Annotated in this window: 24 protein-coding genes; 6 read left to right on the top strand and 18 right to left on the bottom strand. The window is 70.4% G+C overall.

What is annotated here, in order from left to right; all coding sequences use genetic code 11:
* Positions 1 to 89 precede the first annotated feature (89 nt).
* The 4 genes from qcrB to ctaE all read right to left on the bottom strand — a co-directional run bounded on the left by qcrB (position 90) and on the right by ctaE (position 4274).
* A complete protein-coding gene (qcrB, locus tag AC0VYN_RS27475; protein WP_475533113.1) occupies positions 90 to 1727 on the bottom strand; it encodes a cytochrome bc1 complex cytochrome b subunit in 1638 nt (545 codons plus the stop codon).
* Complete coding sequence (qcrA, locus tag AC0VYN_RS27480; protein ID WP_475533114.1) at positions 1724 to 2782, bottom strand: cytochrome bc1 complex Rieske iron-sulfur subunit; 1059 nt, start codon at positions 2780 to 2782, stop codon at positions 1724 to 1726. The genes qcrB and qcrA overlap by 4 nt, the downstream gene beginning before the upstream one ends.
* Positions 2779 to 3588: a cytochrome bc1 complex diheme cytochrome c subunit gene (gene qcrC, locus AC0VYN_RS27485; RefSeq protein ID WP_475533115.1), complete on the bottom strand. Its 810-nt coding sequence runs from the start codon at positions 3586 to 3588 to the stop codon at positions 2779 to 2781. The genes qcrA and qcrC overlap by 4 nt, the downstream gene beginning before the upstream one ends.
* A gap of 65 nt (positions 3589 to 3653) precedes the next feature.
* Positions 3654 to 4274 carry an aa3-type cytochrome oxidase subunit III gene (ctaE, locus tag AC0VYN_RS27490; protein WP_077797597.1) on the bottom strand — a complete coding sequence of 207 codons (621 nt, stop codon included), beginning with the start codon at positions 4272 to 4274 and terminating at the stop codon, positions 3654 to 3656.
* A gap of 188 nt (positions 4275 to 4462) precedes the next feature.
* Here ctaE and AC0VYN_RS27495 point away from each other — a divergent pair, with 188 nt between their 5' ends.
* Positions 4463 to 4864 (top strand): response regulator, encoded by a 402-nt coding sequence (locus AC0VYN_RS27495; protein WP_475533116.1) that lies wholly within the window; start codon positions 4463 to 4465, stop codon positions 4862 to 4864.
* 118 nt (positions 4865 to 4982) lie between these two features.
* Here the strand turns inward: AC0VYN_RS27495 and AC0VYN_RS27500 are convergent, their stop codons facing one another.
* The 4 genes from AC0VYN_RS27500 to ctaC form a co-directional block, all read right to left on the bottom strand.
* Positions 4983 to 6260, bottom strand: a complete 1278-nt coding sequence (locus tag AC0VYN_RS27500) for a L,D-transpeptidase (RefSeq protein ID WP_475533117.1) — start codon at positions 6258 to 6260, stop codon at positions 4983 to 4985.
* 130 nt (positions 6261 to 6390) lie between these two features.
* Positions 6391 to 6789 (bottom strand): cytochrome c oxidase subunit 4, encoded by a 399-nt coding sequence (locus AC0VYN_RS27505; RefSeq protein WP_385460685.1) that lies wholly within the window; start codon positions 6787 to 6789, stop codon positions 6391 to 6393.
* Positions 6786 to 8519 (bottom strand): aa3-type cytochrome oxidase subunit I, encoded by a 1734-nt coding sequence (gene ctaD / locus AC0VYN_RS27510; RefSeq protein WP_475533118.1) that lies wholly within the window; start codon positions 8517 to 8519, stop codon positions 6786 to 6788. Before ctaD ends, AC0VYN_RS27505 begins: the two co-directional genes overlap by 4 nt.
* Complete coding sequence (gene ctaC / locus AC0VYN_RS27515) at positions 8516 to 9475, bottom strand: aa3-type cytochrome oxidase subunit II (protein ID WP_451685559.1); 960 nt, start codon at positions 9473 to 9475, stop codon at positions 8516 to 8518. Before ctaC ends, ctaD begins: the two co-directional genes overlap by 4 nt.
* A 324-nt stretch (positions 9476 to 9799) precedes the next feature.
* On the opposite strand from ctaC, the gene AC0VYN_RS27520 reads away from it, so the two are divergent.
* Positions 9800 to 11182: an aminotransferase class V-fold PLP-dependent enzyme gene (locus AC0VYN_RS27520; protein ID WP_475533119.1), complete on the top strand. Its 1383-nt coding sequence runs from the start codon at positions 9800 to 9802 to the stop codon at positions 11180 to 11182.
* A 39-nt stretch (positions 11183 to 11221) separates the two neighbouring features.
* Here AC0VYN_RS27520 and AC0VYN_RS27525 read toward each other — a convergent pair whose 3' ends face one another.
* Positions 11222 to 12196 (bottom strand): carbohydrate kinase family protein, encoded by a 975-nt coding sequence (locus tag AC0VYN_RS27525; protein ID WP_475533120.1) that lies wholly within the window; start codon positions 12194 to 12196, stop codon positions 11222 to 11224.
* Between the two features lie 133 nt (positions 12197 to 12329).
* Between AC0VYN_RS27525 and AC0VYN_RS27530 the strand changes: the two genes are divergently transcribed.
* The gene (locus AC0VYN_RS27530) at positions 12330 to 12539 is read left to right on the top strand and encodes a hypothetical protein (RefSeq protein WP_385460671.1); all 210 of its coding nucleotides are present in this window, start codon (positions 12330 to 12332) and stop codon (positions 12537 to 12539) included.
* A gap of 114 nt (positions 12540 to 12653) precedes the next feature.
* On the top strand, positions 12654 to 14183 hold the full coding sequence (locus AC0VYN_RS27535; protein ID WP_475533121.1) for a hypothetical protein: 1530 nt from the start codon (positions 12654 to 12656) through the stop codon (positions 14181 to 14183).
* 99 nt (positions 14184 to 14282) lie between these two features.
* On the opposite strand, the gene AC0VYN_RS27540 is transcribed toward AC0VYN_RS27535, so the two are convergent.
* The gene (locus tag AC0VYN_RS27540) at positions 14283 to 14639 is read right to left on the bottom strand and encodes an iron-sulfur cluster assembly accessory protein (protein WP_030405042.1); all 357 of its coding nucleotides are present in this window, start codon (positions 14637 to 14639) and stop codon (positions 14283 to 14285) included.
* 251 nt (positions 14640 to 14890) lie between these two features.
* Here AC0VYN_RS27540 and nadA point away from each other — a divergent pair, with 251 nt between their 5' ends.
* The gene (gene nadA / locus AC0VYN_RS27545; RefSeq protein WP_475533122.1) at positions 14891 to 16075 is read left to right on the top strand and encodes a quinolinate synthase NadA; all 1185 of its coding nucleotides are present in this window, start codon (positions 14891 to 14893) and stop codon (positions 16073 to 16075) included.
* A gap of 78 nt (positions 16076 to 16153) precedes the next feature.
* Here nadA and AC0VYN_RS27550 read toward each other — a convergent pair whose 3' ends face one another.
* Together AC0VYN_RS27550 and AC0VYN_RS27555 are read right to left on the bottom strand one after the other, a co-directional pair.
* Positions 16154 to 16942, bottom strand: coding sequence for an SDR family oxidoreductase (locus AC0VYN_RS27550; protein ID WP_475533123.1), 789 nt, complete (start codon positions 16940 to 16942; stop codon positions 16154 to 16156).
* Positions 16939 to 17955: a 3-oxoacyl-ACP synthase III family protein gene (locus AC0VYN_RS27555; protein ID WP_475533124.1), complete on the bottom strand. Its 1017-nt coding sequence runs from the start codon at positions 17953 to 17955 to the stop codon at positions 16939 to 16941. The genes AC0VYN_RS27550 and AC0VYN_RS27555 overlap by 4 nt, the downstream gene beginning before the upstream one ends.
* A 151-nt stretch (positions 17956 to 18106) precedes the next feature.
* Between AC0VYN_RS27555 and AC0VYN_RS27560 the strand changes: the two genes are divergently transcribed.
* Positions 18107 to 18862, top strand: coding sequence for an SDR family NAD(P)-dependent oxidoreductase (locus tag AC0VYN_RS27560; protein ID WP_475533125.1), 756 nt, complete (start codon positions 18107 to 18109; stop codon positions 18860 to 18862).
* A 17-nt stretch (positions 18863 to 18879) separates the two neighbouring features.
* On the opposite strand, the gene AC0VYN_RS27565 is transcribed toward AC0VYN_RS27560, so the two are convergent.
* The 6 genes from AC0VYN_RS27565 to AC0VYN_RS27590 form a co-directional block, all read right to left on the bottom strand.
* A complete protein-coding gene (locus AC0VYN_RS27565; RefSeq protein ID WP_385466081.1) occupies positions 18880 to 20085 on the bottom strand; it encodes a cytochrome P450 in 1206 nt (401 codons plus the stop codon).
* The gene (locus AC0VYN_RS27570; protein ID WP_475533126.1) at positions 20082 to 21323 is read right to left on the bottom strand and encodes a phthiocerol/phthiodiolone dimycocerosyl transferase family protein; all 1242 of its coding nucleotides are present in this window, start codon (positions 21321 to 21323) and stop codon (positions 20082 to 20084) included. The genes AC0VYN_RS27565 and AC0VYN_RS27570 overlap by 4 nt, the downstream gene beginning before the upstream one ends.
* Positions 21324 to 21556: 233 nt before the next feature.
* Positions 21557 to 22216, bottom strand: a complete 660-nt coding sequence (locus tag AC0VYN_RS27575; protein WP_475533127.1) for a LuxR C-terminal-related transcriptional regulator — start codon at positions 22214 to 22216, stop codon at positions 21557 to 21559.
* 239 nt (positions 22217 to 22455) lie between these two features.
* Complete coding sequence (locus AC0VYN_RS27580; RefSeq protein WP_385466072.1) at positions 22456 to 22689, bottom strand: ferredoxin; 234 nt, start codon at positions 22687 to 22689, stop codon at positions 22456 to 22458.
* A complete protein-coding gene (locus AC0VYN_RS27585; protein WP_475533128.1) occupies positions 22686 to 24050 on the bottom strand; it encodes a cytochrome P450 in 1365 nt (454 codons plus the stop codon). Before AC0VYN_RS27585 ends, AC0VYN_RS27580 begins: the two co-directional genes overlap by 4 nt.
* Positions 24047 to 25138 (bottom strand): terpene synthase family protein, encoded by a 1092-nt coding sequence (locus AC0VYN_RS27590; protein ID WP_475533129.1) that lies wholly within the window; start codon positions 25136 to 25138, stop codon positions 24047 to 24049. Before AC0VYN_RS27590 ends, AC0VYN_RS27585 begins: the two co-directional genes overlap by 4 nt.
* Position 25139 lies beyond the last annotated feature (1 nt).

The following is a 25139-nucleotide window of genomic DNA, read 5'->3' on the forward strand; positions in this document are numbered from 1 at the left end:
CCACCCTATCCAGCCCCCGGGCACGGCGAAGGGCCCCGTCCGCAGACCGGACGGGGCCCTTCGACCGTGGTGTGGCGACGCTGGAGGGTTCAGTGGTGGCCGTGGCCGCTCGTGATCTCCTTGTACTCGTCGACGGTCGGCTTCGGGATCTGCGACCCCTCGCCGTAGTACGCCTTGCTGAGCTTGGCGCGCAACTTCTCCGCGCTCTTCGGCTTGCGCTCGACGCCGTTCTCGTCGACCGTCGGGCCGATCTCGGCCGGCTCGTACTGCTCGTGCGACGTGAGGGTGTGCAGCGCGCCCTGGCTGAGCGGCTCGTGCACCTCGATGAACTCACCGTGCGGCAGGCGCTTGATGATGCCGGACTCGCGTCCGTGCAGCACCTTGTCCTTGTCGCGGCGCTGGAGGCCGAGGCAGATCCGCTTGGTGATCACGAAGGCGATGACCGGGCCGACGAAGAACCCGATCCGGACGAACCAGGTGACCGCGTTGATCGACAGGTGGAAGTGCGTGGCGACGATGTCGTTGCCACCGCCGATCAGCATGATGATGTACGCCGTGACCCAGGCGACGCCGAGGCCCGTACGGGTCGGGGCGTTGCGCGGCCGGTCCAGGATGTGGTGCTCGCGCTTGTCGCCGGTCACCCACGACTCGATGAAGGGGTAGACGGCGATCGCGGCGAGGAACAGACCGAAGACCAGCAGCGGGACGAACACGCCCAGGACCAGCGTGTGACCCCAGAAGTTGATCTCCCAGCCGGGCATGGCGCGGACGAGACCCTCGGCGAAGCCCATGTACCAGTCGGGCTGGGCTCCGGTCGACACCTGGTCGGGCCGGTAGGGGCCGATGCTCCAGATCGGGTTGACCGTCACGAGGCCGGCGACGGCCGCGATGACACCGAAGACCAGGAAGAAGAAGCCTCCTGCCTTCGCCATGTACACCGGCAGCAGCGGCATGCCGACGACGTTGTTGTTGGTCTTGCCGGGACCCGCGAACTGCGTGTGCTTGTGGTAGAAGACCAGGATCAGGTGGCCCACCACCAGGCCGAGCATGATGCCCGGCAGCAGCAGGATGTGGATCGAGTAGAACCGGGCCACGAAGTCGTGGCCGGGGAACTCCCCGCCGAACAGGAACATCGAGATGTACGTGCCGACGATCGGCACGGACAGGATCGCGCCCTGCGTGAAGCGGACACCGGTGCCGGAGAGCAGGTCGTCCGGGAGCGAGTAGCCGGTGAAACCGGTGAACATGCCGAGGACGAACAGCAGGAAGCCGAACAGCCAGTTGATCTCACGCGGCTTGCGGAACGCGCCGGTGAAGAAGACGCGCATCATGTGCACGAACATGCCGGCGAGGAAGATGATCGCCGCCCAGTGGTGGATCTGCCGGATGAGCAGACCACCCCGGATGTCGAAGCTGATGTTCATCGTCGAGGCGTAGGCCTCGCTCATCAGCTGACCCTGCAGCGGCACGTACGAGCCGTGGTACGTGACCTCGTTCATCGACGGGTGGAAGAACAGCGTCAGGTACACACCCGTGAGGATGATGATGATGAAGCTGTACAAGCACACTTCGCCGAGCATGAACGACCAGTGGTCGGGGAAGATCTTGCGCATGTTGGCCTTGGCCAGGGAGTAGATCCCGAGCCGGCCGTCGGCCCAGTCGGCGACGCGCTCGCCGGCCGGTGCCTTCCCGCGAGAGCGGGACTCGTTGGTCGCTGACGTGCTCATCCGCGCTCCCAGAAAGCAGGACCGACGGGCTCTTCGAAGTCGCTGAGCGCCTCGAGATAGCCCTCGTCGTTCACGCCGATGCGCAGCTGCGGCAGGGCGTGACCGGCGGGACCGAAGATCACCCGGGCACCGTCGGAGAGGTCGAAGGTGGACTGGTGGCAGGGGCACAGCACGTGGTGCGTCTGCTGCTCGTACAGGGAGATCGGGCAGCCCACGTGGGTGCAGATCTTCGAGTACGCGACGATGCCCTCGTGCGACCACTCGAGCTCGCGCTTGTCCTTGATGTCCTCCGGCTGGAGCCGGACGATCATCAGGGCCGCCTTGGCGATCTCGTTCTGGAAGTTCTCGTCGTGCTCCTCCAGGCCCTCGGGCATGGCGAAGGTGAGCGAGCCGACCGCGACGTCGGAGGGACGCATCGGCTCGTTCGTGTTCATGTTGACGAGCAGCTTGCCCTTGGACCACAGGGTGTGGCGGAGCTTGGTGCCGGGCAGCGGGCCGAGGTCGCGCAGCAGGACGACGCCGGAGAGCGGCACCAGCGTGAGCGCGCCCAGCATCGTGTTGCGGATCAGCTTGCGGCGCCCGATCACGGACTCCTTGGCGCCCTGCTTGAAGTCCGCGTGGACCTTGGCACGGACGTCGGGGGCCGCCTCGATCGGGTGACGCTCGTCGGCGACCTCCTCGTCGGACATCAGGGTGCGCGCCCAGTGGACGGCGCCCGCGCCGATCGTGAAGAGCGCCACGCCCAGGGTCAGGCCGAGCGCGAAGTTCATCGCGTTCACGTGCCCGATCGGGAAGACGTAGATCGCCCTGTCGTTCGGGATGGCCACGAACGAGGCGATGAAGCCCGCGGTGGCCAGCATCGACAGCGTGAACAGGAACGCGACCGCACGCTCGGACCGCTTGGCGGCCCGCTCGTCGATGTCCTGGATCCGGTGCTCGTGGGGCGGCAGCCCCGGGTCGGCGAACGGGTGAGCCTCGTCCGCGACCTTCACCGCACCGTGCGCGGTGCCCTGCTCAGCAGGCAGGTTCTCTTCTGGAATGTCTTGGCTACTCATGACTTCTTGGCCTTTGCGGTCCGAGCGGCGACCCACACGGCGACGGCGATGCAGGCACCGAGGCCGAAGATCCAGCCGAAGAGGCCCTCGCTGACCGGCCCGAGGCCGCCGAGCGACAGACCGCCGGGGCTGACGGTCTCGTCACCGTTGACCGCGTTCAGGTAGGCGATGATGTCCTTCTTGTTCTGCTCCGACATGGTCGTGTCGGGGAAGGAGGGCATGTTCTGCGGGCCGGTCTGCATGGCCTCGTAGATGTGCTTCGGGTCGACACCCTCGAGGCTGGGCGCGTACTTGCCGTGCGTCAGCGCGCCGCCCTTGCCGGTGAAGTTGTGGCACTGGGCGCAGTTGGTGCGGAACAGCTCACCGCCCTTGGCGATGTCCGCGCCCTCCGGGCCGTACTTCTCCTCCGTCGGGACGGCCGGACCGGCACCCAGGGAGGCGATGTAGGCCGCCAGCTGGTCGATCTCGGCCTGCGAGTAGAGGTTCGGCTTGGGCGGGACCTGGGCGCCCGGCTGCTGGGCCGGCATGCGGCCGGTGGCCACCTGGAAGTCGACGGCGGCGGCGCCGACGCCGACCAGGCTCGGACCGTCGCTGCTGCCCTGACCCCCGGTGCCGTGGCAGCTGGCGCAGCCGACGGCGTAGAGCTTCTTGCCCTCGTCGATGGCGAGGGACTGGGCGGATTCATCGGCCTGCGCCTTGCTCGCGGGCGCGAACGCGGCGTACAGCCCCCCGGTGCATGCCAGCGCGAGGAGTAGGACGACGAGCGCCGCCAGCGGATGGCGTCGTCGTGCGGAGAGCTTTTTCACGGATTACCCCGGTGTCAGGATCTTCTGCGTCGATGCTTCTGGTATTGCGCGGGTGCGTGCCGCGACTACTTGATCATGTAGATCGTGGCGAAGAGGCCGATCCAGACGACATCGACGAAGTGCCAGTAATAGGACACGACGATGGCCGCGGTCGCCTGCTCGTGAGTGAACCTCCGGGCCGCGTAGGTACGGCCGAGGACCAGCAGGAAGGCGATGAGGCCGCCCGTCACGTGCAGTCCGTGGAAGCCGGTGGTCAGGTAGAACACCGATCCGTACGGGTCCGACGAGAGCGAGAGGCCCTCGTGCTTGACCAGCTCGGTGTACTCGAACACCTGACCGCCGATGAAGATCGCACCCATCACGAAGGTGACGATGAACCACATCCTGAGCTTCTTCACGTCACCGCGCTCGGCGGCGAAGACGCCGAGCTGACAGGTGAGGGAGGAGAGCACCAGGATCGTGGTGTTCGTCGCGGAGAACGGGAAGTTCAACGCTTCGGCCTTCTCGGACCAGAAGTCCGGGCCGGTCACCGATCGCAGGGTGAAGTACATCGCGAAGAGGGCCGCGAAGAACATCAGCTCGGAACTCAACCAGATGATGGTTCCGACGCTGGTGAGGTTCGGCCGGTTGACCGACGGGTGCGCGTGCCCGGTTTCTACTGTCGTTGCTGTCGCCACGACCGACATTATGTCGGTCGCTTATCCCGCCCTCACCCCGGGGGGTGCCGTTCGGAGTGTCCGCCCCCTCTGTAGTGCCCGTATGGCCCATCGAACGGCCCCTCGAAGCCGTGTCCGAACCAGTGCTGACGAGCTGTCCGAGGGAGTAGCATCCGGCGCAACGGGCACGACAGTCCCCACCGCGTATCGGAGGAAGCATGCAGGCGACCGCCACGGTGCTGGTCTACAGCGACGACTCCAACACCCGCGAACAGGTGCGGCTCGCGACCGGCCGCCGGCCGGCTCCGGACGTGCCCGTGGTCGAGTTCGTGGAGTGCGCGACGCCGGCCGCCGTCATCCGGGAACTGGACAAGGGCGGGATCGACGTCTGCGTCCTGGACGGCGAGGCCGTCCCGCTGGGCGGCATGGGCGTGTGCCGGCAGATCAAGGACGAGATCTTCCACTGCCCGCCGGTGCTGCTGCTCATCGCCCGGCCGCAGGACGCCTGGCTGGCCACCTGGAGCCGTGCGGAGGCCGCTGTGGCCTCTCCGGTGGAGCCGGTGGAGTTCGCGGGCGCACTGGCCGCGCTGCTGCGGCAGAAGCGGCTGCAGGGCGTCTAGGGGCGCCCGCGGGGGCGAAGGTACGGGCCGGTCGGCGGCCGCGGTGCCGCCGTGGCCGCCAGCGCTGTTCCCCGCGCCGTTCCCCGCGCCCCTGGGGACGTCGCCCCCGGGGGCGTTCTCACACGCTCTCCGGGCGCACCCGGGCCTGCTCCGCCGCGCCGGAGGCGTTCGAGGTGCCGCCGGTGAGGGCGCTGCCCTGGCGCCACTTGGCCCAGTCCAGGTTCCAGTCGCCGAAGCCGTTGCCGAAGGGCTCCATGGTCTCGCCGTCCGAGTTGATCACCTGGACGACGTCGCCCTCCTGGACCTCGCCGAAGAACCACTCGGCGTTCTCGGTGCTCATGCCGACGCAGCCGTGGCTGACGTTGGCGGAGCCCTGGGACCCGACGGACCACGGGGCGGCGTGTACGTACTCGCCGCTCCAGGTGACCCGGGTGGCGAAGTACACCGGCAGGTCGTACGACTCCGACGAGCCCTCGGCGATGCCGACGGTCGTGCTGCGCATGCGTACGAAGGGCTCCTTGCCCAGCACGACCTTGACGCCGTTGCGGGTCTCGAAGCCGGGCTTGCCCGTCGTGACGGGGACCTGCCGGACCTCCTCGCCGTCCCGGTAGACCGTCAGGGTGTGCGCGGCGGCGTCGGTGACGGCGACCACGTGGTCGTCCGTGGTGATCTTCAGGGACGTGGTCCTGCCGCCCCGGAGCCGGTCGCCGATCCTTATGCCGTCGAGGTTGCTGCGCACCTGGACGGTGGCGTGGGCGGGCCAGTACTCCTGGGGCCGGTAGTGGAGCTTCTTGTCGTCCACCCAGTACCAGGCGCCCTGCACCGCGGGGGTGGACTGCACCCTCAGGCCGCGCTCCACTATGGCCCGCTGGGCCTTGTCCGCGACCGGCCGGCTCAGTTCCGCCGTGATGGGCTGGCCGACGCCGTACGCGCCCGCCTTGGGCCCGAAGGTGACGTCCAGGGTCTTCTTGGCGGTGGGTTTGTCCGTCTCGAAGGTGAGGACCTTGCGGCCGGGTGCGCCGTCCCCGTCCTCGGTGCTGACGCGCACCGTGTAGCGGGCGCCCGCGGCCAGCGGTGAGGTGCTGTGCCAGCGGCCCCCGTCGGCGGAGAGTTCACCCGCCACGTAGCGGCCGGCGGCGTCCACGGCCGTCACGTCCGTGATGCGCCCGTCGGCGCCCTCGGCGACGACCTCCAGGGGCTTGTCCGGGTCGGCCTTCTTCCCGGCGTCCGTGGGGCCGTTGAAGGAGATCTGGCCGGCCGCGTCGTAGGGCGTGGCCGACAGCGGATTGTCGTCGTCGCCCAGGCATGCAGTGGCGCTCGCGCCGAGAGCGATCACCAGCAGGGTGCAGCCGACGACCGTACGCCCCCGCGCCTGGAAGTGAACCGTGTTCCTCATGACCTCACGCTAGGGAGCGGCGTCAGGGGCGGCACGGTGGAGTAATCCGGACGAGTGAGGTCCGGTACGGCAGACGAAGGGCCCGGACGCTCCTGACGGAGTGTCCGGGCCCTTGTGCGCTCATCGCGTGTTACTGGGTGCGGTTCTCACCGCGGTAGTACTCGAAGACCCAGCCCCACAGGCCGACCAGGATGACCGGCAGCGAGAAGTACATGATCCACCAGCCGACGGCCACGCCCAGGAAGGAGAGGGCACCGCCGAGGCCGAGGGCCAGCGGCTGCCAGCTGTGCGGGCTGAAGAACCCGACCTCGCCGGCGTCGTCGGCGACGTCCGCTTCCTTGTTGTCCTGCGCACCGACGTCGACCCGCCTGGCCGTGAAGGCCAGGTAGAAGCCGATCATCAGGCACAGGGCGAAGGCCAGGAAGAGGGCCGTGGCGCCGGCCGGCTCCTTCGACCACACGCCGTACGTGACCGCCACGGCGAGGATGAAGAGGCTCAGCCAGAGGAAAATCTTGCCCTGGATCTTCACTTGCCGGCCTCCTTGCCGCCAGCGAGGGTCTTTTCACCGTGACCGACGTTCTCGAGCTGGTCGAGCGCGGCGATCTCCGGGTGGTGCAGGTCGAACGCCGGGGATTCGCTGCGGATGCGCGGCAGGGTGAGGAAGTTGTGCCGCGGCGGCGGGCAGGAGGTCGCCCACTCGAGCGAACGGCCGTAGCCCCACGGGTCGTCCACGCCGACCGGCTTGCCGTACTTGGCCGTCTTCCAGATGTTGTAGAAGAACGGCAGGATCGACATGCCGAGCAGGAACGAGGCGATCGTCGAGACCGTGTTCAGGGCGGTGAAGCCGTCGGCCGCCAGGTAGTCGGCGTAACGACGCGGCATGCCCTCGGCGCCCAGCCAGTGCTGGACCAGGAAGGTGCCGTGGAAGCCGACGAACAGCGTCCAGAAGGTGATCTTGCCCAGGCGCTCGTCCAGCAGCTTGCCGGTGAACTTCGGCCACCAGAAGTGGAAGCCGGCGAACATCGCGAAGACCACGGTGCCGAAGACCACGTAGTGGAAGTGCGCCACCACGAAGTACGAGTCGGAGACGTGGAAGTCCATCGGGGGCGAAGCCAGGATCACGCCGGTCAGACCACCGAAGGTGAAGGTGATCAGGAAGCCGATCGTCCACAGCATCGGCGTCTCGAAGGACAGACTGCCCTTCCACATGGTGCCGATCCAGTTGAAGATCTTCACGCCGGTCGGGACCGCGATCAGGAACGTCATGAACGAGAAGAACGGCAGTAGTACTCCGCCGGTCACGTACATGTGGTGCGCCCACACGGTCACCGACAGACCCGCGATCGCGATGGTGGCCGCGATCAGGTTCATGTAACCGAACATCGGGCGGCGGCTGAAGACCGGGATGATCTCACTGACGATGCCGAAGAACGGCAACGCGATGATGTACACCTCTGGATGCCCGAAGAACCAGAACAAGTGTTGCCACAGCAACGCTCCGCCGTTGGCCGAGTCGAAGACGTGCGCACCGAACTTGCGGTCCGCCTCGAGCGCGAACAGGGCCGCGGCCAGCACCGGGAAGGCCAGCAGGACCAGCACACCGGTCAGCAGGACGTTCCAGGTGAAGATCGGCATGCGGAACATGGTCATGCCCGGGGCACGCATGCAGATGATCGTGGTGATGAAGTTGACCGAGCCGAGGATGGTGCCGAAGCCGGAGAAGGCCAGACCCATGATCCACAGGTCACCGCCGATGCCCGGCGAGTGCACCGCGTCGGACAGCGGCGAGTAGGCGAACCAGCCGAAGTCGGCCGCACCCTGCGGGGTGAGGAAGCCGCCCACCGCGATGAGCGAGCCGAACAGGTAGAGCCAGTAGGCGAACATGTTCAGCCGGGGGAAGGCCACGTCCGGCGCGCCGATCTGCAGCGGCATGATCCAGTTCGCGAAGCCCGCGAACAGCGGCGTCGCGAACATCAGCAGCATGATCGTGCCGTGCATCGTGAACGCCTGGTTGAACTGCTCGTTCGACATGATCTGCAGACCCGGGCGGGCCAGCTCGGCGCGCATGATGAGCGCCATCACACCGCCGATGCAGAAGAACGCGAACGACGTGACCAGGTACAGCGTACCGATCGTCTTGTGGTCCGTGGTGGTCAGCCACTTGACGACCACTTCACCACGCCTCTGGCGCCGGACCGGCAGCTCGTCCTCGTAGTGGGACCCTGCCGCGGCACCCTGGGGTTCGTTGAGGATGCTCACAGGTTGTTCGTCTCCCGGTTCTTCTCGTGGCTCGTCTGCGCGATGCCGGCGGGAACGTAACCGGTCTGCCCCTTCTTCGCGAGGTCCTGAAGGTGCTGCTCGTAACGCTCCGGGGAGACGACCTTCACGTTGAACAGCATCCGGGAGTGGTCCACGCCGCACAGCTCGGCGCACTTGCCCCGGAAGGTGCCCTCCTTGTTGGGGGTCACCTCGAAGGCGTTGGTGTGGCCCGGGATGACGTCCTGCTTCATCAGGAACGGCAGCACCCAGAACGAGTGGATGACGTCGCGCGAGGTCAGCACGAAGCGGACCGTCTTGCCCTTGGGGAGCCAGAGGGTCGGACCCGGGTTGTTGTTCTGCGGGTTCCGGGTGCCGGGGACACCGCAGTCGTAGACACCGCCGGCGTTCGCCGGGAAGTCGTCCTTGAAGCGGTTCGGGATCGCTTCCAGTTCCGCGGACGTCTTGGCGTCACCGGTGGAACCGGCGACGTCCTCGATGTGGTTGAAGCACCAGCTCCACTGGAAGCCGACGACATTCACCGTGACGTCGGGCTTCTTCTTGAGGCTCAGGAGCTCGGACTCGTCACGGGCCGTGAAGTAGAACAGCACCGAGACGATGATGAGCGGGACCATGGTGTACAGCGCCTCGATGGGCATGTTGTACCTGGTCTGCGGTGGAACTTCGACCTTGGTGCGGCTGCGCCGGTAGAAGAATGCACACCACAGGATCAGGCCCCACACCAGCACGCCGACGGCGAGCGCGGCGGCCCAGGAACCCTGCCACAGGGAGAGGATCCGCGGAGCCTCTTCCGTGGTCGGGGTGGGCATGCCAAGGCGGGGGAAGTCCTTGTATGTGCAACCGGTGGCGGTCGCCAGGACCAGGCCCGCGGTCAGTGCCTGCAGCAGCTTCCGCCGCATCGGGCGCCGCGGCGAGCGGTCGGAGCCGTTGGGACTCACGTAGCGCCTTCCCGAGAGTCTCGCCCGCGCTGTTCGGCTGCGGCCTTCTCGCTGGTCGGTCGCCGCCCTGCGTCGGGCAGGGGTTTGATGTTTATGCGGACCAAACCCTAGCCGACGCCCTCGGGGGGGTCGCGGGGAGGGTGGCATACGCGCCGCCGCTCACCCCGAAGGGTGGGGTGGAGGGCCTACGGGGGCCGGTGATGCGGCCGTTCCGGCGGCTGACGGTGCGTCGCGGCCCGCCGCGCCCGGCGGTGGAACCGGGTCCCGGGCACGGCTTCCCGCCCCCCGGCGGCACTCCCCCGCCGGACGTCATAGCGTTGCCCCGTGGCCTACTTTGACGCTGCTTCCGCTGTTCCGCTCCACCCCGTGGCCCGCCAGGCCCTCCAGGCATCCCTCGACGAGGGGTGGGCCGACCCCGCCCGGCTCTACCGGGAAGGACGGCGGGCCCGGCTGTTGCTGGACGCGGCCCGGGAGGCGGCGGCCGAGGCGGTGGGGTGCAGGCCGGACGAGCTGACGTTCACTCCTTCGGGGACGCGCGCGGTGCATTCGGGCGTGGCCGGTGCGCTGGCGGGGCGGCGCCGGTCCGGACGCCACCTGATCGTGTCAGCGGTCGAACACTCCTCCGTCCTGCACGCCGCCGAGACGCACGAGCGGGACGGCGGCACCGTCACGCAGGTCCCCGTGGCCCGGACGGGGGCGGTGGACCCGGCGGCGTACGCGGCGGTCCTGCGGGGCGACACCGCGCTGGCCTGTCTCCAGTCGGCCAACCACGAGGTGGGCACCGAGCAGCCGGTGGCGGAGGTGGCGGAGGCCTGCCGGACTGCGGGGGTGCCGCTGCTGGTGGACGCGGCCCAGTCGCTGGGCTGGGGGCGGGTGGCCGGCGACTGGTCGCTGCTCGCGGCGAGCGCCCACAAGTGGGGCGGGCCTTCGGGGGTGGGGCTGCTGGTCGTGCGCAAGGGTGTCCGGTTCGCGCCGCAAGGGCCCGGGGACGAGCGGGAGTCGGGCCGGGCGCCCGGTTTCGAGAACCTTCCGGCGATCGTGGCCGCGGCGGCCTCGCTGCGGGCGGTCCGGGCCGAGGCGGCCCAGGAGGGGGCTCGGCTGCGGGAGCTGACGGAGCGGATCCGGACACGGGTGCCGGGCGCGGTGCCGGATGTGGAGGTGGTCGGGGACCCGGAGCGCCGGCTGCCCGGTGTCGTCACCTTCTCGTGTCTCTATGTCGACGGGGAGACATTGCTGCACGAGCTGGACCGGGCCGGCTTCTCGGTCTCCTCCGGCTCGTCCTGCACCAGCAGCACCCTCACGCCGAGCCACGTCCTGAGGGCGATGGGCGTGCTCAGCGAGGGCAACGTCCGGGTGTCGCTGCCGTCCGGGACGCCCGCCGAGGACGTCGAGCGGTTCCTGGAGGTGCTGCCGGGCACGGTGGCCGCGGTCCGGGAGAAGCTGGGGGCGCCGACGGGGACGGAGGCCGTCCGGGAGGCGGGGGCCGACCTCGTCGTGGACGCGATCGGCCGCCGCTGCCCCATTCCGGTGATCGAACTGGCCAAGGTCATCGGCGACGTCCCCGTCGGCGGCACGGTCCGCGTTCTGTCCGACGACGAGGCGGCCCGCCTGGACATCCCGGCGTGGTGCGAGATGCGGGGGCAGGAGTACGTGGGCGAGGAGCCGGCGGAAAGGGGAACGGCCTACCTGGTCCGCCGGGTCGGCTGACGCCCCGGGGGCGGCCTGGCGGCCGCCCCGCTCGGGGCCTCAGCGCAGGTGCGCCTGGACCTCCTCCGCCGCCTCGTCCCCGTAGGCCTTGGTGAACCGCTCCATGAAGTGCCCGCGGCGCAGCTGGTACTCCTGGGTGCCGACCGTCTCGATGACCAGCGTGGCGAGCATGCACCCGACCTGCGCCGCCCGCTCCAGCGGCACCCCCCAGGCCAGTCCCGACAGGAACCCCGCGCGGAAGGCGTCGCCGACGCCCGTCGGGTCGGCCTTGCGCTCCTCGTCCGGGACGCCGACCTCGATGGTCGCCTCGCCGGCCCGCTCGATCCGCACGCCTCGCGCGCCGAGGGTGGTGATCCGGTGTCCGACGCGGGCGAGGATCTCCTCGTCCGTCCAGCCGGTCTTGGTCTCGATGAGCCCCTTCTCGTACTCGTTGGAGAAGAGGTAGGTCGCCCCGTCCAGCAGTATCCGGATCTCGTCGCCGTTCATCCGGGCGATCTGCTGGGAGAAGTCGGCGGCGAAGGGGATGGAGCGGGCGCGGCACTCCTCGGTGTGCCGGAGCATCGCCTCCGGGTCGTCGGCGCCGATGGAGACCAGGTCCAGGCCGCCCACGCGGTCGGCGACGGTCTTCAGCTCGATGAGGCGGGCCTCGCTCATCGCGCCCGTGTAGAAGGAGCCGATCTGGTTGTGGTCGGCGTCGGTCGTGCAGACGAAACGGGCGGTGTGCAGCGTCTCGGAGATCCGCACCGAGTCGGTGTCGACGCCGTGCCGCTCCAGCCAGGCCCGGTACTCGGCGAAGTCCGAGCCCGCGGCGCCGACCAGGACCGGCCGGGTGCCGAGCTGGCCCATGCCGAAGGCGATGTTCGCGGCGACGCCGCCGCGGCGCACGTCGAGCTGGTCGACCAGGAAGGAGAGCGAGACCGTGTGCAGCTGGTCCGCGACGAGCTGGTCGGAGAAGCGGCCGGGGAAGGTCATGAGGTGGTCGGTGGCGATGGAGCCGGTGACTGCGATGCGCACGGCGTGGACTCTCTCCTGAGGGGAGGCGGGGTTACCGGTTCACGCTACCCGGCGGCACGCCGACTCCGAAGCAGGTGAAACTACCCGATAGTAGAACTTCCTACGCCGTGCCGAACGTGCCTACGGTTCCGTTATGACGAACCCGAAGACCGTCGCACCCGCCCCGGCCGACCTCGAGGGCGGTCTGGCGTCGCTCCGCGGCGACTGCGCCCGGATGACGCCGCACTGGGCGCCGCCCGTACGGGTGACGGCCCGCCCCGTCCCCCTGTCGCTGATCCACGGTGTGCGTGTGCCGCGGACGTCGGCCCGGCTGCTGGAGGCGATGTCGGACTACGGAGACTAGGGCACTTCCGGGCCTCCTTCGGCCGTTCGGGCGACACGCGCCGGCCGAGGGGAACCGGATCCTCCCCCACCGCGTCCCACCGCTGTCCCCAGCAACAGCCGAAGGAGCGATGCGGTGAACACCGAGCGACCCGACAACGACGACGTCCCCGCCGCCGGCGAGGCGGGCACCGGGCGTCCCGCGCGGCGGCGCCCCCGGGCGGTCGCCGTCGCGTCAGTCGCCGCCGCCGTCCTGGCCGTGGGGGTGGGCGGGGCGTATCTGGCCACGTCCGCGTCCGGCGGCGACTCGGACGGCGGTACGTCCTCCGGGGCACCGGGCGACGACACTCCCCCGCCGCTCGCCCTCGACGGGTACGGGACCCCGTCCCCCGGCGGCCGGGGCGGCGGCGACACCAACGGCATCGCGCCCGGCGAGCCCGACCCGCACGGCGTCACCTACCGCGCCGACGGCCCGCTCCCCGAGGGTCCCGGCTCGGCGCCCGTGTACGGGGCCAGGGGCGAGGTCGGCCAGGAGGAGGTGGCCCGCCTGGCGGCGGCCCTCGGTATCGACGGGGCGCCGCGGCTCCAGGGCGGGGCCTGGAAGGCCGGCAACGCCAAGGACGGCGCGGGCCCGCTGCTCACGGTGAACCGGCAGGCGCCGGGGACCTGGACGTTCCAGCGGTACACGCCCGGCACCGACGACTGCCGCAAGGGCCCGGCGTGCAAGGCGCCGTCCGCCGGCGGGGCACCGGTGAGCGAGGAGGCCGCGAAGAGGGCGGCGGCGCCGGTGCTCAAGGCGCTGGGCCAGGACGACGCCAAGCTGGACGCCAGCCAGGTCATGGGCGCCCGGCGCGCGGTGAACGCCGAACCCGAGGTCGGCGGGCTGCCGACGTACGGCTGGACGACCGGCGTGGTCGTCGGAGCGCGGGGCGAGGTCGTCGGCGGCAGTGGCCGGGTGAAGGCGCCGGTCAAGGGGGACACGTATCCGGTCCTGGACGCGAAGGAGACGCTGGCGCTGCTGAACGAGCCGGGCGGCGGCTCCCGGGCCGGCATCGGCGGGTGCACGGGGCCGGTGCCGGCGCGGGAGGGCATGCCGGAGGGGCCGTGCGAGCCGTCGGCGGGCGTGTCCGGGAAGCCGGGGGCGTCCGGCGGGCAGACGGTCACGGTGCGGGACGCGGTGTTCGGGCTGGCCGCGCAGTCGGTGCGGGGCCGGCCGACGCTGGTGCCGTCCTGGCTGTTCGAGGTGCGCGCGCCGGGCACCGAGGACGTGTTCACGGTGACGTATCCGGCGGTCGAGCCGAAGTACCTGACCTCGCCCGCGCCGTCGCCGTCCCCCTCCGGCGGGTCCGCGTCGGCACCGGCCTCGCCCCACGACGTGCCGGTGAGCGGCTACACGGCCGAGGGCTCCGAGCTGACCGTGCACTTCACCGGCGGGGTGTGCTCCGACTACGACGCGACGGCGAAGGAGGACGCGGGGCGGGTGACGGTCACGGTGACCGAGACCCCGCACCCGGACCGGATCTGCATCCTGATCGCCAAGGAGTACACACGGACGGTGACGCTCGGCGGGCCGCTCGGCGACCGGAAGGTCGTGGGGACGGACGGCCAGGGGGTCCCGCTGTTCAAGCCCGGTGCCCGGCTTCCGGCGCCGTCCGACGGGCGCTGACGCCCGGTGGCACGGACGCCCGGCGGCACGGACGGCGAAAGGGCGGCGGCCCGGGGAGGAACCCCGGGCCGCCGCCCTTCTCGCACGGTGTCGCGCGGCTCAGCTGAAGGAGTCGCCGCAGGCGCAGGAGCCCGTCGCGTTCGGGTTGTCGATCGTGAAGCCCTGCTTCTCGATGGTGTCCACGAAGTCGATGGTGGCACCGCCCAGGTACGGGGCGCTCATGCGGTCGGTGGTCACCTTGACCCCGCCGAAGTCCTTCACGACGTCGCCGTCGAGCGAGCGCTCGTCGAAGAAGAGCTGGTAGCGCAGGCCGGAGCAGCCGCCGGGCTGGACGGCGACGCGCAGCGCCAGGTCGTCACGGCCTTCCTGGTCGAGCAGGGCCTTGACCTTGGCCGCGGCGGCGTCGGTCAGGATGATGCCGTCGGTGACGGTGGTGGTCTCGTCCGATACGGACATCTACATCTCTCCCGGGTTGTACGGAGACTGCTTGCCGACGGTTCCAACCGACGGGGCCGCGGATTCATTCCGGGACGGACCCGTGGTGTGCTCCTCGGCCTTCTCCTCATGCTCGCACATGCCCCGGAGCGCCGACAGCGGCTCGGCGGCCGGGATTCACGTCACATCGACATGATGAGCATCGTCAAAGTGACGTGAACCGGTTATGATATATAGCGTCAGTTCGACGAAAAGTAGAAAGGGTGCGTGTCGTGACCACCGCCCAACCCCAGGAGCTCGACGTGCAGCCGACGCCCCTCGCCCTGCTGCTGCTCGGCCGCGAGGCCGACCCGAGGAGCGAGCGCGGCGTGGAGTGCCCCGGCGACCTGCCCTCGCCCTCCGACCCGGACCTGGTCGCGCGCGCCCGTGCGGCCAAGGAGAAGCTCGGGGACAAGGTCTTCGTCCTCGGTCACCACTACCAGCGCGACGAGGTCATCCAGTTCGCGGACGTCACGGGCGACTCCTTCAAGCTGGCCCGGGACGCCGCCGCGCGCCCGGAGGCGGAGTACATCGTCTTCTGCGGCGTGCACTTCATGGCGGAGTCCGCGGACATCCTGACCTCCGACGACCAGAAGGTGGTCCTGCCCGACCTCGCGGCCGGCTGCTCCATGGCGGACATGGCCACCGCCGAGCAGGTCGCCGAGTGCTGGGACGTGCTGACCGAGGCCGGGATCGCCGAGCAGGTCGTGCCCGTCTCGTACATGAACTCCTCCGCGGACATCAAGGCGTTCACCGGCAGGCACGGCGGCACCATCTGCACGTCGTCCAACGCCGAGCGGGCCTTGAACTGGGCCTTCGAGCAGGGCGAGAAGGTGCTGTTCCTGCCCGACCAGCACCTGGGCCGCAACACCGCGGTGCGGGACCTGGGCATGTCCCTGGAGGACTGCGTCGTCTACAACCCGCACCGGCCGAACGGCGGGCTGACGACGGACGAGCTGCGCGCCGCCAAGATGATCCTGTGGCGCGGTCACTGCTCGGTGCACGGCCGCTTCAGCCTCGACTCGGTGAACGACGTGCGCGAGCGCATCCCGGGCGTGAACGTGCTGGTGCATCCCGAGTGCCGGCACGAGGTCGTGGCCGCGGCGGACCACGTCGGCTCGACCGAGTACATCATCAAGGCGCTGGAGGCGGCCCCGGCCGGCTCCAAGTGGGCGATCGGCACCGAGCTGAACCTGGTCCGGCGGCTGGCGAACCGTTTCGCTCCGGAGGGCAAGGAGATCGTCTTCCTCGACCGGACGGTCTGCTTCTGCTCGACGATGAACCGCATCGACCTGCCCCACCTGGTGTGGGCGCTGGAGTCCCTCGCCGAGGGCACCCTCGTCAACCGCATCGAGGTCGACAAGGAGACCGAGGCGTTCGCGAAGCTGGCGCTGGAGCGGATGCTGGCGCTGCCGTAGCCTCCGCCGTCCGGGCCGGCCGCGCGCCGGCCCGGACCGCCCGCCGGGCCGGGCTTCCGGCGGCCGTGCGGCCGGTCCTCAGGCCGGGTGGCCGCAGAAGGGCGCGGAGATGCTCAGTCCGCCGTCGACCACCAGGTTCTGGCCCGTGATGTACTCGGCGGCCGGCGACAGCAGGAAGTCCACGGCGTCGGCCACCTCCCGCGGCGAGCCGGCCCGGCCCTTGGGGATGTGCGGCACGATGTCGCCGTCCGTCAGGCCCGTGGCGCCGAGGTAGTGGCCCAGGGAGTCCGTCCGGATCATCCCTCCGGTCACCGCGTTCACATTGACGCCCCTGGGGGCCAGTTCGGCCGCGAAGTAGCGCACCCATGCCTCCAGGGCCGCCTTCTGCGCCCCGATGGCCGCGTAGCCGGGCATGGCGCGTCCGGCGGCGAGGGACGAGACGGCCACGATCCGGCCGCCCCGGTCCATCAGGCGGACGGCGTACTGCGCGGCGACCACGAAGGACTGGGAGTTCATGGCGTGGCTGCGGGCGAGATGGCGCAGCTCGACCTGGTCGACGCTCTTGGCGGGGCCCGCCGCGGCGTTGGCCACCAGGTGGTCGAGGCGTCCGTACCGGCCCTCGACGAACCCGAACAGCTCCCCCACCGCCTCGGGGTCCTCGACGTCCGCGCGGAACAGGCTGCCCTCGCCGCCGGCCTTCTCGACCTCCTCCAGCGCGCTCCGCGCCGCCTCCGCGTCCCGCTTGTAGTTGATCACCACGTGGCCGCCGCGGCGGGCGAGCGCGCAGGCCACCGCCCGCCCGATGCCCCGGGAGGCCCCGGTGACGACGCTGACCTCGCGCGGGTCGTCCGCCTCGGGCCGGGTCATGCCGCTCCCGCCAGTCCGGCGCCGAAGTCCTCCGGGGCGCACCAGCGCAGGACGGTCCCGCCGTAGCTCATGCCCGAGCCGAACGACACCAGCAGGACGTCGTCGCCCGGCCGCAGCCGCCCGGTGTCCACGGCGTCCGCGAGGGCCAGGATCACGCTGGACCCACTGGTGTTGCCCAGGCGGTCCGCCACCACGACGGCCTTCGACTCCGGCTGGCCCAGCTCGCGGATCAGCCGGCGCAGCAGGGTCGGGTTGGCCTGGTGGGTGACGATGAGGTCGACGTCGTCCAGCGTGGTGCCGGACGCCTTGACCACCTGCTCGGCGAAGTCGGGCACGACGTCCAGGGCGAAGTCGCGCACGCCCCTGCCGTCCATGCGCATGTAGTTGGGCCCGCTGAAGCGGTTGGGCAGGCCCCCGGGCGGGTCCTGACGCTCCGTGAAGGCGACGTCGTAGAGCTCCGGCTTGGTGCGCATCAGCGTGGGGCCGACGCCGCTGCCCTCCCGGCACTCCTCCAGCAGGTAGCAGCCGGCTCCGTCGCCGAAGATGGCGTGCCCGGTGCGGTCCTCGGGGTCCAGGCACTGGGCGACCGTGTCGGCGATGACGACGGCGACCCGGTGGTACTCCCCGGAGCGGATGTACTTCACGCCCACGTCCAGGGCGAAGACCCCGCCCGCGCAGCCGCCGGCGTTCACGTCGAAGCCCCGGATGTCGTACAGGCCCGCCTTGCGCAGGACGGCCGCCGCCATGGCGGGCAGCATGTGGTCGGGGGTCCCCGTGCAGCAGATGAGCAGGTCGATGGTCGCGGGGTCGACGTCGGCGCGCGCGCAGGCGTCCCGGAGCGCCTCGACCGCCAGGTCGGAGGTCAGCTGGCCGGGGCGGGCCACCCGGCGCGTATGAATTCCCAGTTTTTCCCGGATCCATTCGTCACTGGTGTCGAAGCGGGCGACGACATCCGCGTTCGACACTTCCAGGTCGGGAACGTAACGCCCTATCGACCGAATTCCCACGGGCATCGGAGTCGAATTTCGCACCGTCCGCACACTCCTCACGTAAATTGCGACATCGCGGGCAATCCCAAGAAATGCTTGCCGTATACGGGGCCCTCGACCACTATGGGTTCGCCCCTACCGCGGTCCTCCGCTTCCTTCCGAGGAAAGGCCTGCCATGCCCCGTCCCGTCGCTCTCGTCACCGGTGGAACCTCGGGTCTGGGTCTCGCGACCGCCGAGCGGCTGCTCGCCGACGGCATCCGGCCGGTGCTGCTCGGACGCTCCCGGGAACGGGGCGAGCGGGCGGTGCGACGGCTGGGCCCCGAGGCCGTGTTCGTGGCCGGGGACGTCGCCGTGGAGGGCGACGTGGAGCGGGCCGTCGGCGTCGCGGCCGAGCACGGGGCGCTGCGGGCCGCGGTGAACTGCGCCGGCCGGGCGCACGCGGCGCGGGTGGTGGGCCGCTCGGGCCCGCACTCGCTCAAGGAGTTCGCCGACGTGGTCGAGTCGAACCTCGTGGGCACCTTCAACGTGGTACGGCTGGCCGCCGAGGCGATGGCCCGCAACGAGCCCGTGGACGGGGAGCGGGGCGTCATCGTCAACACCGCCTCCATAGCGGCCTTCGACGGTCAGACCGGGCAGGCCGCCTACGCCGCCTCCAAGGCCGGGGTGGCGGGCATGACCCTGCCGCTGGCCAGGGATCTCGGCGGCCTCCTGATCCGGGTGGTCACCGTGGCCCCGGGGCTCTTCGACACTCCGGCGGCCGAGGTCCTGCCCGCCGACAAGAGGGCCGCGCTGGCCGGCGTCGTCCCGCATCCGCGCAGGTGGGGGCGGGCGGAGGAGTTCGCCGAGCTGGTGGTCCACATCCTCGCCAACCGCATGATCAACGGCGAGACCATCCGGCTGGACGGCGGCCTGCGCCTGCCGCCCCGCTGAGCGCGGCCCCCGGGCGGCTACCACGCCACCGGCAGTTCCCGGCACCCGTACACGATGGCCCCGTCCCGCATCGGCACCTGCTCGGCGGGCACCGCCAGGCGCAGCCGCGGCAGCCGCTCGAGCAGCACCTGGAAGCCGATCCTCAGCTCGGCCCGGGCCAGTTGCTGGGCCACGCACTGGTGCACGCCGAAGCCGAAGGCGACGTTGCCGGAGGGCACGCGGGTGACGTCGAAGCGGTCCGGGTCCTCGAAGCGGCCGGGGTCCCGGTTGGCGGCGGGCAGCGACACGGTGACGGTCTGCCCGGCCCGCACGGTCCGCCCGCCGAGTTCCACGTCCTCCTTGGCGCCGCGCGAGATGCCGAACTGGATGACGGTCAGGTAGCGCAGGAGCTCCTCGACGGCACCGTTCATGAGGGACTCGTCGGCGCGCAGGGCGGCGAGCTGACCGGGGTGGGTCAGCAGGGTGTAGGTGCCCAGCGAGAACATGTTGGCGGTCGTCTCGTGGCCCGCGGTGAAAAGCTGGAACGCCACACTGGTCAATTCCACGTCGGTGAGTTCGGCCGACTGCACGAGTCCGCTCAGCAGGTCGTCGGCCGGCTCTTTCCGTTTCATGGCCACGACGTTCCCGAGGAATTCGAAGATGATGCGGTAGCACTCCTTCACCTCGTCGGCGGAGGAATCGATGCGCAGCATCTTCTCGGAGACCGGCTGTATTTCCTTCCAGTCGTCGTACCGGATTCCCAGCAGGTCGCAGATGACCCGGGACGGCAAAGGCATGGCGAACCCGGTGACGAGGTCGGCGGTGGCCGCCCCGTCCGCCAGCATCCCGTCGACCAGCTCGTGCGCGACCGCGGCGATCTTCGGTTCCATCTCGCGCATGCGCCGGGTGCTCAGCTCTCCGGTGAGCAGCCGGCGGTACTTGGTGTGCTCCGGGGGGTCCATGCCGACGAACATGCCCGGCACGTCCTCCTCGGGCGGCTGCCCGTCGCCGAGGACGTCGTGCACCGCGGAGTGCCGGATGCGCGGGTCGGAGCTGAACCGGGGGTCGGACAGCACCTGCCGGGCGAACTCGTGCCGCGTGACGATCCAGCCCTCGTGGCCGTCCGCGTAGGTCAGCGGGGCCACGGGGCAGCGCGAGCGCATCTCGGACAGCTCCGGCGGGGGGTCCAGCGGGTGGACTCGCTCCGTCGGGATACGTGGGGCCCTGGCTCCCTGCTCGGTCATGCGCGCTCCTGGTTCGTGGTGCGGGCGCGGAGCAACTCCGCGGTACGGTCCGCGAGGGCCGTGCGCTCCTGCTCGGAGAGCAGGCCCTCGGGCGAGGTGATCTCGATGCTGAGCCGGCCGCCGTAGGAGGTCACGACGAACAGCAGCAGGCCGTGCATGGTGGTCGTGGTGTAGCCGCGGAAGTCCGTCACCCGGATCCCGGCGGGTGCCGTGAACTCGGGCAGCGGGCCGAGGTTGGTGACGACCAGGTCGACGGAGACGGGTTCGGCGGCCGCGAACTGGCCGGCCTGGAGGATGGCGCGCTCCGCCTCGCCGCTGTCGACGGCCTTGTCGAGCCGCTCCTTGATCACGCGGCCGACCTCGGTGGGGTCGGCGCCGCGGGGCACCGGGACCGACGTCTCCACGCCGCTGACGAAGTTGGTGGACTCCTCGACGGTCACCGGCGGATCGGTCCGGCCACGCAGGTCCACCGGGCAGCCGCAGACCAGGTCGGGCGTGCCCGGCTCGGGCCGCCCCTCGCGTACCGCCACGGTCGCCGCGCCGGCCACGAAGGCGTGCACCGAGCATCCGTCGGCGCGCAGCGAGGCGCGCAGCGCGGAGGTCTCCCGCGCGTCGAGCCGCAGTCGCCCGGGCACCACCCGCAGCGGCTCCGGGGACGGGGCGGCGGCCAGTGCCGCGCGCAGCGCCGGCCGGTCCACGGCGGTCTCGTCGACGCCGGCCGGGCCGCGGGTCCTCAGCAGGGTCTCGGCGGACAGCTGGGCGGGGGCTCCGGGAGCCGCGTAGGGCGGTGTCCGGCCCTCGGTGAGCGCGGTGTAGTTGCGGCACAGCTTCTCCAGCAGGGTGACGCCGCCGCGCCCGTCGATCATGCTGTGGTGCAGCACCAGGATGACGTGCGCGGCGTCCGGGCCGCGCACCAGGACGAGCCGGCACAGTCCGCGGCCGGAGTCCAGCGGGCGTGCCATTTCCGCCAGATAGGCCGATTCCCGCTCCGCGCCGTTTCCCGCGACGTCGAGGACGGTGGTCTCCGGCCGCTGTCCCGGCGGAATGCGGAAGAAATAGCCCTGCTCGTCCCGGCCGAGGCTTCCGTTCAGCAGCGGGACGGCGTCGCGGAGGGCGTCGAACGCCCGTATGAGCAGGTCGGTGTCGACGACGCCGTCCATCGCTATGGAATAAGAACCGGACCAGTCGACAAATGCGTGATAGGCCTCGCTGGGATCCAGATACCGCAGCCTCGACATCAAGCACTCATTCCCGTTGCGTCAATTCGAGCCGTGCGCCGCACGCCGGCCCTTTTCCGAAGTAAAGCGGGAAGAATTCTCGCCGCCCGCGCGGAACCAGTATTTCCGGACGCCGTCGGGGTGTCTTCGGCCTGAGTACCAGGGTCCCGGCCCGCCTCCCGGCGAGGCCGGTCGCCCATGATCCTGGACCATGGACCAGGTGGGGACCGGCCACCGCGGGGACGGTGGCGGCCTCAGGCGCTGCGGCGTCCCAGGGGGTGGCCGTAGGGGGCGGAGAAGGAGCCCAGGGCCGCGATCAGCTGGGTCCTGGTGCTGACCCCCGACTTGGAGAGCACGTTGGAGACGTGGAACTTGACGGTCTTCTCGCTGACGGAGAGCGCGGCCGCGATGGCCTTGTTGGACAGCCCCTGGCACAGCAGGTTCAGGACGACGTTCTCCCGTTCGGTGAGCCGGTCCCGCAGGTGGTGGTCCACGCCCGGGGCCGCGTAGCCGGCCCGGATGGCCTGGAGCATGCATCCGGTGAGCTCCGGCGAGGCGTAGCCGCCGCCCGACATGACCGCGTGCACCACGTGGACCAGCTCGTCGTTGGCCGCGTCCCGGTGGACGACGCCGGACACGTTGCCCCTGACGAGGTCGGCCAGCCGCTCCGGCGTCACCGTCTCGATGCCGTAGACCACGACGAGCGGGCCGTGGACCGCCCTAGCCAGTTCGTGCACCACTTCGGCCAGCCCGGCCTCCAGCAGGACGACGTCGGGGCGGTGCTCCACGACCCGCTTCACCGCCTGCCGTTCGTCCGCCGCCTCGGCGAGCACGGTGATCCCCGCGTCCTGGGAGAGGAGCGTCCGTACACCGAATCTGGCGTGCGGGTGGCGGTCGCAGACGACCACTCGCACGGTGTCAGCTAGAGAATCGAACGACGCGTTGTGCGTATGGGCGACCGGCAATGCGCTCCCCTACCCCGTTATCGTTACTCTTCAGTAGCGTATGCGGGAGCGCAAAGAAACCTTTCCTCGGCCAAATGATCACTGTGCGGCGCCCCCGTAACGACCGGAAGGCTAATCGAACGCCGGTGCCCCCACAAGGGATTCGACGATCGGCCCGGTTTCCGGCGTGCTCACGGGGGCGTACCGCGTCAGTCTTTCCCGTCCGCGTACCCGGCCTTTACCGTGCCGGTCACGGAAATGGCACCGCACGGGCAGTTCTCCGAGGCGGTCCGCACCGAAAGTTCTCGGCCAGGTGGCGCGAACTGCGTCATCAGAACCACCGTTCCGTCACCGTCCCGCTGGTCGAACACGTCCGGAGCACTCAGCGCGCACATGCCCGCGCCGCAACAGCGGTCGGTGTCCACCGAGATGCGCAGGCTCACGGGCACGCCACCGGCTTCCGGGGCCGCACCGCGCTCGCCGTCATCGGCATGTGGTTGGGGTTGACCGTCGCCCACGGCATCTCCTTGACGGCGACCCCGTCGGGGAGTGTCAGCCGCCAGCGGCGGACGATCATGCCCAGGACCACGTGCATCATCGCCCACGCGAACTGCTCCCCGATGCAGTGCCGGGGCCCCGCCCCGAAAGGCGTGTACGCGCCCTTCGGCAGAGCGGCGGCCGGCCGCTCCAGCCAGCGGTCGGGGTCGAAGCGCAGCGGGTCGGGGAAGAGTTCGGGGTCCCGGTGCACGGCGTACGGGCTGTAGAACAGCTCGGTGCCGGCCTTGACGTGTCCGCTGCCGAGGGGGAAGTCCCGCACGGCCCGCCGCGAGATGACCAGGATCGGCTGCCGCACCCGCATCAGCTCCTGGAGCACCCGGCGGCTGTAGGGCAGGCTGCCGACGTCGGCCATCGTGAAGTCCCGTTCGCCCACGACCTCCTCGGTCTCGGCGCGCACCCGCTCCTCGATCTCCGGGTGGCGGGCGAGTTCGTAGAACAGCCAGGCCATGGCCGTGGCGGCGGTCTCCGACCCCGCCATGGTGACCGACACGATCTGGTTGCAGAGCTCCTCGTCGGTCATCCCCTCCCCGGTCTCCTCGTCCCGGGCCGCCAGCAGCATGGCGAGCATGCCCGCCCGGCCGGGTTCCGCCGCCCCCTGCCGGTAGGCCAGCATGACGCGGCTGATGGCGTCGCGGAGCTGGGCGAAGGCCTTGTCGAACCGGCGGTTCATTGGCAGCGGCAGCTTCTCCAGCAGGTCGCCCGGCGACACCGTGCGCCACATGATGGCCTCCAGGACCACGGGCAGGATGCCCGCCAGTTCCTCGTGGGCCGAACGGTCGACGACCGAGCCGAACATGGTGCGGGCCAGGATGTTGAACGTGATGTCCCGCATGGCCTTGTCGACCGGGATCGTCTCCCCCGCCCGCCAGCCGGCCGTCTTCTCCGCGGTGACCTCGCGCATCACCTCGACGTAGCGGGTGATCTCGTCCCGGTGGAACGAGGGCTTGATCATGGCCTGCTGACGGCGGTGCTCGTCGCCGTAGGCGTGGATCACGCCGTTGCCCGTCAGCGGCCGGACCTTGTCGTAGAACCGCCCCTTGTCCAGCAGGTCCTTGCGGTCCGTGAGCAGCGTGTGGATCAGCGGCGGCGAGGTCACGAACAGGGACGGCATGGGGCCGAGGTCGACCCGCACCAGATCGCCGTGGGCGCGCAGCGAGGTCAGGAACCCCAGCGGCCCGCGCATCAGGGCCACGGCGTGGCCCAGACCCGGGACCCGCCCCGGCGCGGTCGTGTACGAGGTGCTCACGCCGGGACCTCCTCGGCCCGCGGCAGCGAGCAGTACGCGCGGTCGCTGAAGACGGTGCGGTCCCGGTGCAGCGTCAGCACACCCGAACGCACCCCGTTCCACCGGTGGCCGGGGCCGTTGTACCGGGACGTCAGGTACGACCACTGCAGGTTGCCGGCCATCATGTGCCACAGCGCGTCCAGATAGGCGCGGACGTCCTCGCGCCGGCCCAGGTCGCTCGCCTCGATGGCCGCCCGCGCCGCCATGAACTCGGCCCGCTTGCCGTCGACCAGGGCGAACAGGCGGTCCACGGCCTCCTGGAGACCGAGTCCCTCGCTCAGGCGCAGCACCGACAGGGCGTTGACGTAGTCGTCCATCATCGCCTCGGCCCGGAACGAGAACATGTCGTTGGTCAGCATGATGTGGACCAGGGCCGTGTCGACGATCCCGCGCAGCTCCGGGTGGCGGCGCAGGTCCTCGGTCAGGTCGATGCCCAGTCCGTACTCGCCGAGCACGAAGTACATGCCCATGCCGACGCTGTCCTTGCGGACCTCGATGTAGCTCTCGTAGTCGAACACCCGGTCCTCGGAGCGGGAGGTGATCTCGTGTACGCAGCCGGCGAGGAAGCGGCGGACCTCCCCCATGAACCGGTCCCACACCGTGGGCGGCATGTCCGCGCGCATGTCCTTCCACAGCCCGTGCAGCACCGAGCCCCACGCGAAGTCGGCGCCGTCGGCCTGGTCGTCGAGGATGCCCGCCACGCGGCGGAACGTCTCCTGGGCCGCCGCCGGGTCCTTGCCGATCCTGGCGCGGTCCACCATCGCGTTGTCGAAGACGGAGAGGTACTCGGTGTACTTGCACAGGTGGCGCAGCCGGTCCTCGCGGGCCGTCGGCAGCACCAGGCAGGTCCACAGGGAGGCGGTCTCCTCCAGGAGCAGTTCCATCTCCCGGGGGTCCGTCATCGCGAACCCCATGGCCTCCTTGACCCAGGCGTCCGACTCCGCGCGGATGTCGTCCGTGCGCGGATGACTGCACGCGGGCAGCAGGTAGGGGAACTCGGGCAGGTAGATCTCCGTGCCGTACGAGAACGGCTTGGGAATGGTCGACATG

The sequence above is a fragment of the Streptomyces sp. 63XJN7_1_ISO-PGPR-S23-121 genome, from assembly GCF_056173025.1.